This is a genomic window from Allocatenococcus thiocycli, assembly GCF_921292965.1.
Classification (GTDB): domain Bacteria; phylum Pseudomonadota; class Gammaproteobacteria; order Enterobacterales; family Vibrionaceae; genus Vibrio; species Vibrio natriegens.
This window is the reverse complement of sequence record NZ_CAKLCK010000016.1, coordinates 1-14,198: the sequence shown is the minus strand read 5'-3', so window position 1 is coordinate 14,198 and position 14,198 is coordinate 1. Positions and strand designations below refer to the sequence as shown.

General features: G+C 46.4%; 12 protein-coding genes. 4 read left to right on the top strand and 8 right to left on the bottom strand.

Annotated elements, in window-relative coordinates; all coding sequences use genetic code 11:
- Nucleotides 1–356 precede the first annotated feature (356 nt).
- A complete protein-coding gene (locus tag L9Q40_RS06510; protein ID WP_498792785.1) occupies nucleotides 357–6,281 on the top strand; it encodes a Calx-beta domain-containing protein in 5,925 nt (1,974 codons plus the stop codon).
- A 66-nt stretch (nucleotides 6,282–6,347) separates the two neighbouring features.
- Here the strand turns inward: L9Q40_RS06510 and L9Q40_RS06505 are convergent, their stop codons facing one another.
- Nucleotides 6,348–6,563, bottom strand: coding sequence for an SAM-dependent methyltransferase (locus L9Q40_RS06505; RefSeq protein ID WP_373272452.1), 216 nt, complete (start codon nucleotides 6,561–6,563; stop codon nucleotides 6,348–6,350).
- A 31-nt stretch (nucleotides 6,564–6,594) separates the two neighbouring features.
- A complete protein-coding gene (locus tag L9Q40_RS06500) occupies nucleotides 6,595–7,788 on the bottom strand; it encodes a class I SAM-dependent methyltransferase (protein ID WP_498792783.1) in 1,194 nt (397 codons plus the stop codon).
- Between the two features lie 276 nt (nucleotides 7,789–8,064).
- Here L9Q40_RS06500 and yccX point away from each other — a divergent pair, with 276 nt between their 5' ends.
- Nucleotides 8,065–8,337 (top strand): acylphosphatase, encoded by a 273-nt coding sequence (gene yccX / locus L9Q40_RS06495; protein ID WP_498792831.1) that lies wholly within the window; start codon nucleotides 8,065–8,067, stop codon nucleotides 8,335–8,337.
- Here yccX and L9Q40_RS06490 read toward each other — a convergent pair whose 3' ends face one another.
- Nucleotides 8,338–8,667, bottom strand: coding sequence for a TusE/DsrC/DsvC family sulfur relay protein (locus tag L9Q40_RS06490; RefSeq protein WP_014231912.1), 330 nt, complete (start codon nucleotides 8,665–8,667; stop codon nucleotides 8,338–8,340).
- Nucleotides 8,668–9,036: 369 nt separating this feature from the next.
- On the opposite strand from L9Q40_RS06490, the gene L9Q40_RS06485 reads away from it, so the two are divergent.
- Nucleotides 9,037–9,411 carry a hypothetical protein gene (locus L9Q40_RS06485; protein ID WP_020333317.1) on the top strand — a complete coding sequence of 125 codons (375 nt, stop codon included), beginning with the start codon at nucleotides 9,037–9,039 and terminating at the stop codon, nucleotides 9,409–9,411.
- A 74-nt stretch (nucleotides 9,412–9,485) separates the two neighbouring features.
- Here L9Q40_RS06485 and L9Q40_RS06480 read toward each other — a convergent pair whose 3' ends face one another.
- From L9Q40_RS06480 to L9Q40_RS06465, 4 genes are all read right to left on the bottom strand, one after another.
- Nucleotides 9,486–10,148 carry a Bax inhibitor-1/YccA family protein gene (locus L9Q40_RS06480; RefSeq protein ID WP_014231910.1) on the bottom strand — a complete coding sequence of 221 codons (663 nt, stop codon included), beginning with the start codon at nucleotides 10,146–10,148 and terminating at the stop codon, nucleotides 9,486–9,488.
- A 253-nt stretch (nucleotides 10,149–10,401) separates the two neighbouring features.
- Nucleotides 10,402–11,151, bottom strand: coding sequence for an amino acid ABC transporter ATP-binding protein (locus L9Q40_RS06475; RefSeq protein ID WP_498792781.1), 750 nt, complete (start codon nucleotides 11,149–11,151; stop codon nucleotides 10,402–10,404).
- Nucleotides 11,152–11,174: 23 nt separating this feature from the next.
- A complete protein-coding gene (locus L9Q40_RS06470; RefSeq protein WP_498792779.1) occupies nucleotides 11,175–12,272 on the bottom strand; it encodes an amino acid ABC transporter permease in 1,098 nt (365 codons plus the stop codon).
- A gap of 1 nt (nucleotide 12,273) precedes the next feature.
- Nucleotides 12,274–13,479 (bottom strand): amino acid ABC transporter permease, encoded by a 1,206-nt coding sequence (locus L9Q40_RS06465; protein WP_014231907.1) that lies wholly within the window; start codon nucleotides 13,477–13,479, stop codon nucleotides 12,274–12,276.
- A 53-nt stretch (nucleotides 13,480–13,532) separates the two neighbouring features.
- Here L9Q40_RS06465 and L9Q40_RS06460 point away from each other — a divergent pair, with 53 nt between their 5' ends.
- Complete coding sequence (locus tag L9Q40_RS06460) at nucleotides 13,533–13,661, top strand: hypothetical protein (RefSeq protein WP_498792777.1); 129 nt, start codon at nucleotides 13,533–13,535, stop codon at nucleotides 13,659–13,661.
- A gap of 44 nt (nucleotides 13,662–13,705) precedes the next feature.
- Here the strand turns inward: L9Q40_RS06460 and L9Q40_RS06455 are convergent.
- Nucleotides 13,706–14,198, bottom strand: a 493-nt coding sequence (locus L9Q40_RS06455; protein WP_498792775.1) for a type 2 periplasmic-binding domain-containing protein, incomplete at its 5' end; no start/stop codon positions are given.

Below are 14,198 nucleotides of genomic sequence, written 5' to 3'. Positions count from 1 at the left end.
GTTATGAGACAGGTCGCCACAATTAACAGGGTTTGAGTTGGGAATAGATCAACCTTCTGTTAAACCGAGGCTTTTACTTAAAAAATCCACGGATGCACTTGTATAAACTTTAGCACATGGGTTTGGTTTTGCTTGACTAGTCACTATGCCAAGGTAAATAAAATGCATTATTTATCAATAGGTTGGCTTTGTAGTTGCCCGCTTTTAAAAACCTCGACTTTCAAACTACGAAATAGATCACGAAAGCACCATAAGCATTAAAGTTATAACGAAAATATGCTGATTTTGACTAAACTATAGTCGTAAATTAAAAGGTGACAAACTTTTGGAATAGTTTGAATTGGGGCGAGGTAGGTATGGATCGAGTAACTTTGAGCGCTTTAATGGGCAACATAGTGGTGATCGGGCTTGATGGAAATGTAAGGACCCTTGCAGAAGGAGAGTCCCCAAAGCCTGGTGAATTGATAATCGAAGAGCTTTCAGATACTTCTGAGCTGGTTGTTGAGCAAGTTACCCCGCAAGGTAGCTCGATAAATGTAACGGATGACATTACCGATCTGATAGAAGCTGTAGCACAAGGGCAGGACCCGACTCAACTCGGAGAAGAATTTGATACCGCAGCTGGTGAAGTGAGTGGTTCTAGTCCTCAAAACACCGGGGCGATTAGCCGAACTGGCGCTGAGTCATTAGCCAGCACTAACTTTGAGACAGTTGGAATAAGCGGAACTGGATTCTCTAGTACACAGCTTCAGACTCTGTTTGATATTTTCCAACCTCAAACGCCACAACCAACCGATATTCCAATCCCGGCGCAGGTGGTCGCTCAAGGTATTTCTAGCCCTACCGTTAACGAAGGTGAGCAGGTCAATTTTGAAGTCACTTTAGATCAGCCAACCGAAGAAATAACTGACATTGAATTATCATTGGGCGATGGATCCGCAGTCGGTGGTTCTGCTGGAGAAGAGGGCACTGACTACGTTAATTCAACGGTACTGGTCACTTTGTCAGATGGAACGACTCGGGAAGTTGAGGTCAATGACGACGGCACGTTTACCATTTCTCTCCCAATCGGAGAGCAGTCATTCACCGTGAGCTTGGATACGCTAAGTAATGATGTTTATGAAGGCCCAGAAACCTTTACCTTGACCGGTACTACCAAAAACCAATCAACGCCAGTTTCGGGCACTGCGACTGTTTTAGATGACCGTCCAATTGTTTCGATTTCCGATGTGGGCAACGTTGATGAAGGCAGTACGGCCACTTTTACCGTCACGTTAAGCAATGCGTCGGAAGACACCGTACAGGTGCAACTGGCATTAAATCCAGGAGACACTGAAGCGGATGATCTCGGCACCTTGGAATACAACACCGGTTCAGGCTGGGTGAGTGTACCAGAGGATGGCATTGTTACCGTGCCTGCGGGCATGACTGAGTTTGATGTACGTGTTGAAACCACGCCTGATGATGTGTACGAGGGACCGGAAGATTTCAGCGTTACCGTCACTGGTTTAGACGCAGTTCAGGGTGAAGATACGGGACAAGCAACCATCGTGGACGATGGAACCCTTACAGATGATGACCGTCCAATTGTGTCGATTTCCGATGTGGGCAACGTTGATGAAGGCAGTACGGCCACTTTTACCGTCACGTTAAGCAATGCGTCGGAAGACACCGTACAGGTGCAACTGGCATTAAATCCAGGAGACACTGAAGCGGATGATCTCGGCACCTTGGAATACAACACCGGTTCAGGCTGGGTGAGTGTACCAGAGGATGGCATTGTTACCGTGCCTGCGGGCATGACTGAGTTTGATGTACGTGTTGAAACCACGCCTGATGATGTGTACGAGGGACCGGAAGATTTCAGCGTTACCGTCACTGGTTTAGACGCAGTTCAGGGTGAAGATACGGGACAAGCAACCATCGTGGACGATGGCAGTGGCCCGGGTCCTGATCCAGATGATGACCGTCCAAATGTCTATATCGTCGAAGACAGTGTTGGCGTCAATGAAGGCACCGGCGCGGAATATACCGTGAAGTTATCGGCGGCGGCCGATATCGATGTGACGGTAAAACTCACCACCTCCACCGACGGCAGTAACACCGCCGAGTCCGACGACATTGGCAGCATTGTGGTGACCTTAGCCGATGGGGTTACCGTGGTGAATGTCAACAGTGACGGCACGTACACCATTCCAGCGGGTCAGACCGAGCTGAAAGTGACGGTGCCAACCACGGATGATGACGTGTACGAAGGCGATGAAACCTTCACCGTGATGGTGGAAGGCGACACCGGTGTGCTCGGCAGCGACAGTGCGCAGGGCATTATTTATGACGGTGGTAACGGCCCGGATCCCGATCCGGATGATGACCGTCCAAATGTCTATATCGTCGAAGACAGCGTCGGCGTCAATGAAGGCACCGGCGCGGAATATACCGTGAAGTTATCGGCGGCGGCCGATATTGATGTGACGGTAAAACTCACCACCTCCACCGACGGCAGCAACACCGCCGAGTCCGACGACATTGGCAGCATTGTGGTGACCTTAGCCGATGGGGTTACCGTGGTGAATGCCAACAGTGACGGCACGTACACCATTCCAGCGGGTCAGACCGAGCTGAAAGTGACGGTGCCAACCACGGATGATGACGTCTACGAAGGCGATGAAACCTTCACCGTGATGGTGGAAGGTGACACCGGTGTGCTCGGCAGCGACAGTGCGCAGGGCATTATTTATGACGGTGGTAACGGCCCGGATCCCGATCCAGATGATGACCGTCCAAATGTTTATATCGTCGAAGACAGTGTCGGCGTCAATGAAGGCACCGGCGCGGAATATACCGTGAAGTTATCGGCGGCGGCTGATATCGATGTGACGGTAAAACTCACCACCTCCACCGACGGCAGTAACACCGCCGAGTCCGACGACATTGGCAGCATTGTGGTGACCTTAGCCGATGGGGTTACCGTGGTGAATGCCAACAGTGACGGCACGTACACCATTCCAGCGGGTCAGACCGAGCTGAAAGTGACGGTGCCAACCACGGATGATGACGTGTACGAAGGCGATGAAACCTTCACCGTGATGGTGGAAGGTGACACCGGTGTGCTCGGCAGCGACAGTGCGCAGGGCATTATTTATGACGGTGGTAACGGCCCGGGTCCCGATCCGGATGATGACCGTCCAAATGTTTATATCGTCGAAGACAGTGTCGGCGTCAATGAAGGCACCGGCGCGGAATATACCGTGAAGTTATCGGCGGCGGCTGATATCGATGTGACGGTAAAACTCACCACCTCCACCGACGGCAGCAACACCGCCGAGTCCGACGACATTGGCAGCATTGTGGTGACTTTAGCCGATGGGGTTACCGTGGTGAATGCCAACAGTGACGGCACGTACACCATTCCAGCGGGTCAGACCGAGCTGAAAGTGACGGTGCCAACCACGGATGATGACGTCTACGAAGGCGATGAAACCTTCACCGTGATGGTGGAAGGCGATACCGGTGTGCTCGGCAGCGACAGTGCGCAGGGCATTATTTATGACGGTGGTAACGGCCCGGATCCCGATCCGGATGATGACCGTCCAAATGTTTATATCGTCGAAGACAGCGTCAATGTAGACGAAGGCAATGACGCCACGTTTACAGTTCGGTTATCGGCAGCAGCCGAACTTGATGTCACCGTGGATTTAACTATTTTGACAGATGGCAGTAACACCGCTGAGTCGGATGATATTGGCAGCATTGTGGTCACTTTGGCCGATGGTGTCACCGTAGTGGATGCCAACAGTGACGGTACGTACACCATCCCTGCGGGTCAGACCGATCTAAAAGTCACGGTGCCAACAATACCTGACAATGATTACGAAGGTAATGAAACCTTCACCGTAATGGTGGAAGGCGATACTGGTGCACAGGGCAGCGACAGCGCAATTGGTATTATTTACGACGACGACACTCCGCCTTCAATTTCTAATATTATCGATGCGGTTGTTTCAGAAGAAGGGCTTTCGTTCGCGAACCCTGATAATAAACCGAATACGGTTCCAGCCACTGATACGACAAATTCAGCTAGCTTTACCGGTTCATTTACTGTTGCAGATCCAGATACGGCCGACGTCTCCGTTGTTCTTTCTGCCCCAAGCACGCTTACCTCAGGAGGAGAAGTGGTGAGTTGGGTATGGGATAACAGTACACAAACGCTTACGGGTTCAACAGGGCCAGAAGCATCGGATGTTGTTGCTACCGTTGTGTTAACTGAGCCATCAAACTCCGGGCAAGGTACATGGGATTACACAGTAACTTTGCATAAACCACTGGATCATCCGCAAAATGATCAGGAAGACATCATTAGCTTCGATCTGGGTATTTCTGTTAGTGATGGTCAAACAACCACAACTGAAAGCCTCAACATCATCATTGAAGATGACTCACCTTATGCAGAAGCAGTCGTTGAAAATGTCAACGCAACGCAAACCAACGGGACAAATGTACAGCTTGTGCTAGACGTATCCGGCTCAATGAACCGAGATTCTGTCACGGGTTCTTATAATAATGTCGAGACTTCACGGTTAGATGTACTGAAAAGTGCTGCGATTGCCTTGTTACTTGAATATCAACTACTCGGTGAAACCAAAGTGCAAATCACGCTCTTTGATAGTAACGCCAATATACTCACAGAAAACGGCATTTTATCGGCAGATAATTCGTTACCAAGTGATTTGGCCTCGATATGGATGGACATTGATCAAGCTATAGCACTGATTAACGGTTTAACTGCTGACGGCAATACTGACTACGATGATGCGGTACGTTTGGCTGGGGATGATGCAATCTGGGGGAATGCTGAGGTGATTGAAAACGCCAATAATGTCAGCTATTTCTTATCTGATGGTGCGCCTAACCCAAGTACTGGACAAATTAACTCAGTGGAACAAGAAGAGTGGGAATCACAGCTCGAAAAACATGATGTAACAGCACTGGCGTATGGCGTTGGTACCGGCACATCTACCGAATACTTGGAACCCGTCGCTTACGATGCCACCAGAGAGGTAGGAAAACAAATAGACCCTGTTGTTGTAGAGGATATTAGTACCTTGCCAGCGGTACTGATCCAATCGATTGTCGCTCCAATCACTGGTGTGCTAGGCACCGATGCGGTCGGTGCTAGTTCGTCATTATTTGGCGCGGATGGTGGTTATGTGGCTTCGGTTAACTATGGAGGCTCTACTGGTATCACAGTTACATTTGATGGTACGACTATTACCGTAGATGACTCCTCAAACAGTACAGGTGTCACCACGATAGTCGACAATGTTGAGAATCGCGTAACATTTGTCATGGATGAGAAAAACTCTTTGGTTCTTGATCTCAACACCGGTGAATATACGTTCTTTGCCTCTTCTATCACAACCGAAACACAGTTTGATTTTGATTATGTGTTAACCGATTTAGATGGGGATAAAGTGGCAGAAACCGTCACGTTTGAGCTCGAACCGAACTCTGTTCAGGCAATTGATGATATCGCGTCTACGCCTGAAGGAACTCCAGTTCTTGTTGACGTATTATCCAATGATACGAGTGGCGGTAATGGTGAGACCTTAATGCTTGCTGACGCAGTGGTCGACCCAAGTCAAGGACAGGTTTTGATAGTCGATAACCAAATTGTGTTCGTCCCGTCTAACAACCTAGATGATGGGGATAGTGTGCGAATCTCTTATCGAACTGAATCATCGAATGGTGATTTCGATATCGGTGCGCTTAACGTGTCAATTACGGCGAGTACGGGTAATGCCACAGGTGTCGGTAGTGATTCTGATGATGTACTCGTTGGTACTGCAAATGCTGATATATTACTTGGTGGAGTAGGAGACGATACGCTATCTGGATATGCAGGCGACGATATCATTGTTGGCGGTCTTGGCTCTGATATTCTCACTGGCGGAGCAGACAGCGATGTTTTTGTTTGGACTCAAATGGACACTGCTATCGATACTGTCACGGACTTTAACGCTGCTGAAGGCGATAAACTCGAGTTCAGAGATCTGTTTGATGACATGTCCGGCTCTGATATCTCCACACTTTTGGATGATTTCGAATCGGGTGATTACAATGGCCAAGTTGATGATGTTACGCTCTCCGTAACTGAGCTAAACGGAAACTCTACACTGACTATCAACAAAGGTGGGCAGCAATTAGAGGTCAATTTTGATGGCGCATCTGCTGCAGATATCGCAAATAGCTTGATTAGTAATCTCGAGCAGTTCAGAGAGTAGATGGAGTTAAGCCTTAAAAAACGGAGCGAAAGCTCCGTTTTTAATTCGATACTTATATGATGAGGTCTAAAGCACCTTACAAGCAAAGCCTTTCAGATAGAAACCTTCTGGGTAGGCCGTATCAGTTGGGTGGTCTGCCGCTTGTTCAAAACGCTCAACAAACTTAACTTGGCGATTCGCATCAACTGCCGCATCCGCGATGATTTTTTGGAATAGGACTTGGTCCATTAAGCCAGAGCAAGAGTAAGTAAGCAGAGTGCCACCAGGCTTTAGGATTTGCATCGCTAGCATGTTGATGTTGGCAACGTTGTGCCTACAAAACTTTGCAAGCGAACCCTTTCAAGTAAAACCCTTCAGGGTATGAAGTATCAACAGGGTGGTCAGCAGCCTGTTCAAATCGTTCAACAAACTTAACCGTCCGACCTGCATCAATAGCCGCATCTGCAATAATCTTCTGAAATAACGCTAAGTCCATCAACCCAGAACAAGAATAAGTTAATAACGTGCCCCCTGATTTTATGATTTGGAGTGCTAGCATGTTGATGTCTTTATAACCGCGACATGCACCATTCAGTTGCGCTTTGCTCTCGGCAAACTTTGGTGGGTCCATAATCACCACATCAAATTGAGTGCCTTGATCGCGGTACTCGCGTAGCAACTTAAACACGTCTGCGTTTAGGAAAACAGCACGCTTCTTAGAAATGTCGAACTCGTTCAGTTCGGCGTTAAATTTTGCCGTGTCCAGAGCTGGTTGAGAAACGTCCGCGTTGATAACACGCTTTGCTCCGCCTTTAAGTGCATAAAGACCAAAGCCGCCGGTATAAGAGAAGCAGTTTAGGACTTCTTTATCCTTCATGTATTTCATCGCTTGTTGACGACTGTCACGTTGGTCCAGGTAGAAACCGGTTTTATGGCCACCAACGATATCGACACTGATTTTGACGCCGTTCTCTTCGATTACCACAGATTTTGGTGGCTCTTCACCATGTAAAACGCCTGTGGTTTCTTTCAAGCCTTCTTTTTTACGTACCGCCACATCAGAACGTTCGTAAACGTTACAGCCTGGGAAGCACTCAACAAGCGCGTCTACGATTGCCTGTTTGTTGTACTCTGCGCCAGCACTTAATAACTGACAGACGAAGAAGTTCTGGTAACGGTCGATAGTCACGCCTGGTAAGCCGTCAGACTCTGCCGCAACTAAGCGGTAGCCGCTTAGTCCATCACGCTCGATAACGTCTTCACGTAGAAGCTGCGCATCTTTAAAACGTTTGACGAAAAACGCTTTGTTGATGTCCTCTTTTTCAAAGCTCCAAATACGAGCACGGATTTGAGATTCCGGTGAATATGCCGCTTTTGCTAACCATTTACCGTCGTGAGTGAATACATCAACCGTTTCGCCAAGCGCGGGTTCGCCCTCAACTTTATTGATGCCTCGAGAGAAGATCCATGGGTGCTTACGCTTAACCGATTTCTCACGACCTTTAACCAAATAGATAGCAGCTGTCATTTCTTTAGCTCTTGTTGAATTTTGAAAGGGGCGTATTGTCCGGGATGTTGCTGGTAAAAGCAATAACCATTGGGAATCAGTTGGTTTTGCATTGGGTTACGCTGTCACTTGATGGTGTGTTACTAAATTTATAGCCAACTTTATTTGAAATTTAGGTGAATGAGAGACTTATCAATCCCGCCTGTCGGATTTTCTTCCATAATTGATTTAGAACCCGCTACGCTTATTGAAGGGCTCGATGGGTCTGCAATAACCATTATAAGAAGCGAAATAACGATGAATCTGAAGTGTGAAAAGTATGTAGTAAAAGGTCTTGTTCAAGGAGTGGGGTTTCGGTATCAAACCTCACATCAGGGATTGAAGCTGGGTTTGACTGGCTACGCTAAAAACCTAAACAATGGCGATGTGGAAGTGGTTGCCTGCGGCACTGAACCGCAAATTGATGAGTTTACTGAGTGGTTGAAAGAGGGGCCACGGACGGCAACTGTCGAAAGCGTATCGCATGAAAACGCTTCATATAAACCATACCGCGGCTTCAAAATTTTATGATTAAAGGCATTTCGCTGGTTTCGGGAGTCCAGCCAGTTTGGTTGCCTGCTTTGCAGGGCCTTTTTTGAATAGCTTAAACAGGTATTTGCTGTTGCCTTTTTCTGGTCCGTGCGCTTTTTCCATCGCCTTAACCAACATTCTTACTGCTGGGGAGGTATTGAACTCTTCATAAAAGTCGCGAACAAAGTGGACGACTTCTAAGTGCGCTTCGGTTAGCTCAATGCCTTCTTCTTCCGCCAATAACTCAATCATACCTTCTTCCCATTGAGTATGGTCCAACAAGTAACCCTGAGCATCGGTTTCAATTTCTTTGCCGTTGTAAACGAACATCACGTTCTATCCGTTAAGTAATCTTTGATGTTTATAGATTAGCGTACAGGTGTGGAACTTCTCAACTAAATAATCACACCATGCGTTCAAGCGCAGTAAAAGCAACCAAATTATGGCGTAGGTTGCTTTTTATTTGTTTATTCAAAAATTTAGCTATTCATTCACTGTGTTAGAAAATCCTCGGGGTAAATACAGCTGACTTTGCATAAACATGCGTTAATTGATCGTTTTTACATCTACTCTTACATTTGTGAAGACGAGGAGACTAGCGGTTTCTTTTTTAATTGAGTGAGTTATAGCGTTGTACTGACTCTGATTGAGTATTATCTTTGATGAGCTTAATTGAATAATGATGACAGGGAGTCAGTCATGTCGAAACAAAGGTACGTTGAAATTAATGACAGCGTGAAATCAACTTGGTTTATAGAAAGAATTTGGCAGCTAGCAGAATCATTGCCAATAGAAGAGATTCCAATCGACCAAATCAATGGTCCAGATGAAGTGACATGGTTCAATGTTAACGGGCCACTACCAACGTGTCGTGAAATTGCCTTGCATTGTAAGCGCATAAACGAAGCGGATTTGTCGTATCCAGTCATATTGACCAGCGATTATAGAGTGTTTGATGGTATGCACCGAATCGCTAAAAAGATCATGATGGGTGAGCAGACTATTCAAGTAAGGCGCTTTAGGCAGAACCCTGAAGCGGATGAAGTCGTCGATCTCGAACTAGAGCAAGTGTAAAAGCAATATATGAACAAACAAAAAGCCCGAGGTGTGTACCCTCGGGCTTTTTTAATTCTATTCAATCTGACTGATTAGTCGTCGTTCATGATGCCTAGAATGCTTAGTAGGCTGATGAAGATGTTGTAGATTGATACGTATAGCGTCACTGTCGCAGAGATGTAGTTCGTTTCACCGCCACGGATGATGCCTTGAGTCGTCATCAGAATCGCCATGGTTGAGAACACGATGAACAAGCTGCTCATTGCCAAGTGTAGAATCGTTGACTGAATGAAGATGCTTGCAATCATACCAACCACAAGTACCACAAACAGAGACAACATCAGGCCGCCCATCATAGATAGGTCACGCTTAGTTGTTAGCGCGTATGCTGAGGCTGCCATAAACGATATAGCCGTACCACCTAGAGCGGTCAGTACAACGTCACCCATACCTGCACCGATGTACATGTTTAGGATTGGGCCAATCGTGTAACCCAAGAAACCTGTGAACAGGAAGGTGAAAACCAATCCAAGGCTGTTGTTACGGTTCTTTTCTGTTAGGAAAAGCAGACCATAGAAACCAACCAACATAAGGATGATGCCCGGACGTGGTAGGTTAAACGCCATTGATACGCCAGCAACCACAGCTGACCATAGAAGCGTCATCGACAGTAGGGCGTAAGTATTACGCAATACTTTGTTCGTTTGTAGAGCACTTTCTTGTGTTGAAGTACGGGTAAACATTGGACTGTTCATATTCTTCCTCGATAAGAGACTTTCTTATAAGTACATTTATGGGGTTGAAAGTTCAAAAAATCAAGCCCTAACCATGTATCGCTATGACAAAATAATAATAGAAATAAGACGTTATGTATGTGATAACTTGTAACACAATATTACTGCCAGATATAGCGAACGTAGATAACGTTACCATAACTGACGACGTATTGAAAAAGGCACTGTTCCTATTGAAATCAGTGCCTTTTTAGAGTGTCTCTAGCGCAAAATATTAATGGTGTAAAATTTGCGATAGGAAGTTTTGAGTACGATCAGATTGCGGGTTCTCGAAGAAATCTTTCGGATTATTTTCTTCGATGATTTCACCGGCATCCATAAAGATCACTCGGTCAGCCACTTCTTTCGCAAAACCCATCTCGTGCGTTACACACAACATGGTCATGCCTTCTTCTGCCAGCTCAACCATAACATCCAGCACCTCACGCACCATTTCTGGGTCGAGTGCAGATGTTGGTTCATCAAACAACATCACTTTTGGATTCATACACAAAGAACGAGCGATTGCCACACGTTGTTGCTGGCCACCAGAGAGCTGACCCGGGTACTTATCCGCTTGGTCAGGGATCTTAACGCGCTGAAGATACTTCATCGCAATGGCTTCAGCTTCGTCTTTCGGCATTTTTTTAACCCAAATAGGCGCAAGCGTGCAGTTTTCCAACACGGTTAGGTGAGGGAAGAGGTTGAAGTGCTGAAAACACATGCCAACTTCACGACGAACCGCTTCGATGTTTTTCAAGTCTTCCGTCAGTTCGGTTACCGAAACAAAGATTTCACCTGCCTGATGCTCTTCCAATCGGTTAATACAGCGAATCATGGTCGATTTTCCTGAACCCGAAGGCCCACAGATAACGATCTTTTCACCTTTTTTCACGTTTAAGTTGATGTTTTTCAGTACGTGAAACTCACCGTACCACTTGTTCATGTCCTTCAACTGGATCATATAGTTTTGTTGTTGCGTCATAATACGTCCTTGATCTTAATGAGTTATCGTTTGTGACCGGTATGAAGTTTGTTTTCAAGCCATATCGAATAACGAGACATGCCGAAACAAAATACCCAAAACACTAACGCGACAAATACATAACTTTCCGTCGCAAAGCCGAGCCACTCAGGGTCGGTGTTTGCTGCTTGCCCAATGCCCAGTACGTCAAACATACCGATGATCAGTACCAGACTGGTATCTTTAAACAGACCGATGAAGGTATTCACGATAGAAGGAATCGTGATCTTCAGAGCCTGAGGTAAAATAATTAACCCTGTTTTCTTCCAGTAGCTTAAACCAAGCGCATCTGCTGCTTCGTATTGCCCTTTTGGAATCGCTTGTAAACCACCTCGAATCACCTCTGCCATATAGGCTGCGGCAAACATCACCACACCGATAAGTGCACGGATGAGTTTATCTGTCTCTGAACCTTCCGACATAAACAGTGGCAACATTACCGACGCCATGAACAAGACAGTGATTAGCGGCACACCACGCCATACTTCGATGTAGACAGTACACATGCTGCGAATAATTGGCATATCAGAGCGACGGCCCAGAGCTAAGACAATACCAATCGGTAACGAGACAACGATACCCACCAGCGCGATGATTAAGGTAACAAGTAATCCACCCCATTTATGAGTGTCGACCACCTCGAGTCCAAACACACCGCCGTACAGTAGGCCGGCAACCAGGAATGGATAAACATTGACTAAAAATAGCCAAATCCACATACGCTTTGGTGTTTTTTCATAAGCAACAAGCGCAGTCAGGATAGCTAGCGAGATATAAAACAGGCGAGGGCGCCACAGTTCAGCCTCTGGATAGAAGCCGTACATGAACTGATCCCAGCGTACGCTGATGAATACCCAGCACGCGCCTTCTCGGCTACATGCATCACGTGTTGTTCCTACCCAATCCGCGTTGATGAACGCCCAATCGACGATGTTCCACAAAGCATTAAATGCTAAGTAGGCGAGAATAATGGTAACAATAGAGTTTACTGGTCCATTAAACAGGTTTTTACGCATCCAACCTACCGCACCGACCGTGTTTGATGGCGGTGGGAGATCAGGCTGAAATTGATGTGTACTCATATTATCTCTCCACCAGTGCTACTTTACGGTTGTACAGGTTCATTAACGCGGAAGTAATCAAACTTAACGCTAAGTAAACGCCCATTGTCATCGCGATGATCTCAATGGCTTGGCCTGTCTGGTTTAGGGTCGTGCCCGCAAACACAGACACAAGATCCGGATAGCCGATAGCCATTGCCAATGACGAGTTTTTGGTTAAGTTCAAATATTGACTGGTTAATGGAGGAATAATGATTCGCAGCGCTTGAGGAATGACCACAAGTTTTAGCGTTTTGGTTCGTGGTAGGCCAAGAGACATCGCCGCTTCAGTTTGACCATGGCTCACAGCGTTAATACCAGAACGCACGATTTCTGCGATAAATGTTGCGGTATAAACACTCAGCGCGACCAACAGAGCCGCAAGCTCAGGAATAATGCTGATGCCGCCTTGGAAGTTAAAGCCTTTTAGGGCTGGGTATTCCAGAGAGATAGGCATACCAACAAGGAAATAAACGACCAAAGGTAAGCCAACGACTAATCCTAAAGCAATTCGTCCCATCGGAGTTTGCTGGCCAGTCAGGCGCTGTTTGTTCTTCGCCCAAATAGAGATGGAGATAGTCGCAACCAGCCCGATAATAAACGCGGCGATAACAACACTACTGCCGTTTTCCAATATTGGAGCAGGGAGGTAGAGCCCTCGAACGTTTAAGAAGATAGCTTCGCCAAGGCTGATACTTTGTCTTGCTGAAGGCAATGCCTGCAAAACGGCGAAATACCAAAAGAAGATTTGTAGAAGAAGAGGGATATTTCGAAATGTCTCAATATATACCGCTGCTAAGCGGCTAACTAACCAGTTAGAAGAAAGACGAGCAATACCCATGGTAAAACCAATCACAGTTGCCAGGATAATACCCAACACTGAAACCAGCGCGGTGTTTAGTAAACCAATGACAAAAGTTCTGCCATAAGAATAGGTTTCGTTATATTCAATCAGCGTAAGGCCAATACCGAAGCCTGCTTCCTGATTTAGAAAATCAAAACCCGTAGCTATGCCTCGAGCATCTAAGTTATTTAGCGCGTTGTTGATGATGGTATAAAAGAAAAATACCAATGCAGCTACAGCAATGATCTGAAAAAGAGCGGAACGAAAAGCGGGATTATAAAATAGGCTTTTATTTCCACTTGGTTTGGACATCGTACTTAGCGATGCATCTTTAGTCGGTTCCATACAGCGTTAACCTCAAACCTTAGTTATAGATATCACTCTGCAGGAGTAAGGGGTTGTTACTGGCCGTTAAATCTGGTGCACCGGCAATGACAGACCGTAAGCGTTGGTTTAACGCTATCAATCCTATTTATTACTGGGCTCAGCTATCACCAGTGGTGAGTTTCCTTACTCATCCAGATTAATAGACAACGAAAAAGGGCGGATTAACCGCCCTAAATAATCGTTTCTATCGGATAGGTGATGCGTACATGAAGCCACCTTCGTTCCATAGTGCGTTCACACCACGAGAAATATCAAGAGGTGAACCTTTACCAACAGTGCGCTCGAAGCTCTCACCATAGTTACCTACTTGCTTAACGATTTGGTAGCCCCAGTCGTCACGGATACCCAGACCTTTACCCTGAGGACCGTCTACACCAAGGATACGCTTGACGTTTGGATCTTCAGATTTCAACATCTCATCCGCATTCTTAGAAGTGATGCCGTACTCTTCCGCGTTAATCATCGCAGATAGGGTCCACTTGGCAATATTAAACCACTGGTCATCACCCTGACGTACAACAGGACCTAGAGGCTCTTTTGAAATGATTTCAGGAAGAACTGCTGCTGATGAAGGGTCTTGAAGGTTTAAACGCAGCGCGTATAGACCAGATTGGTCCGTTGTTAACACGTCACATCGACCAGAATCGAAACCTTTCGACGTTTGAGCTGCTGTATCA

Coding starts and splice junctions, on each gene's coding strand:
- L9Q40_RS06510 (WP_498792785.1), top strand. CDS start 357: ATGGATCGAGTAACTTTGAGCGCTTTAATGGGCAACATAGTGGTGATC.
- L9Q40_RS06505 (WP_373272452.1), bottom strand. CDS start 6,563: ATGCAAATCCTAAAGCCTGGTGGCACTCTGCTTACTTACTCTTGCTCT.
- L9Q40_RS06500 (WP_498792783.1), bottom strand. CDS start 7,788: ATGACAGCTGCTATCTATTTGGTTAAAGGTCGTGAGAAATCGGTTAAG.
- yccX (WP_498792831.1), top strand. CDS start 8,065: ATGAATCTGAAGTGTGAAAAGTATGTAGTAAAAGGTCTTGTTCAAGGA.
- L9Q40_RS06490 (WP_014231912.1), bottom strand. CDS start 8,667: ATGTTCGTTTACAACGGCAAAGAAATTGAAACCGATGCTCAGGGTTAC.
- L9Q40_RS06485 (WP_020333317.1), top strand. CDS start 9,037: ATGTCGAAACAAAGGTACGTTGAAATTAATGACAGCGTGAAATCAACT.
- L9Q40_RS06480 (WP_014231910.1), bottom strand. CDS start 10,148: ATGAACAGTCCAATGTTTACCCGTACTTCAACACAAGAAAGTGCTCTA.
- L9Q40_RS06475 (WP_498792781.1), bottom strand. CDS start 11,151: ATGACGCAACAACAAAACTATATGATCCAGTTGAAGGACATGAACAAG.
- L9Q40_RS06470 (WP_498792779.1), bottom strand. CDS start 12,272: ATGAGTACACATCAATTTCAGCCTGATCTCCCACCGCCATCAAACACG.
- L9Q40_RS06465 (WP_014231907.1), bottom strand. CDS start 13,479: ATGGAACCGACTAAAGATGCATCGCTAAGTACGATGTCCAAACCAAGT.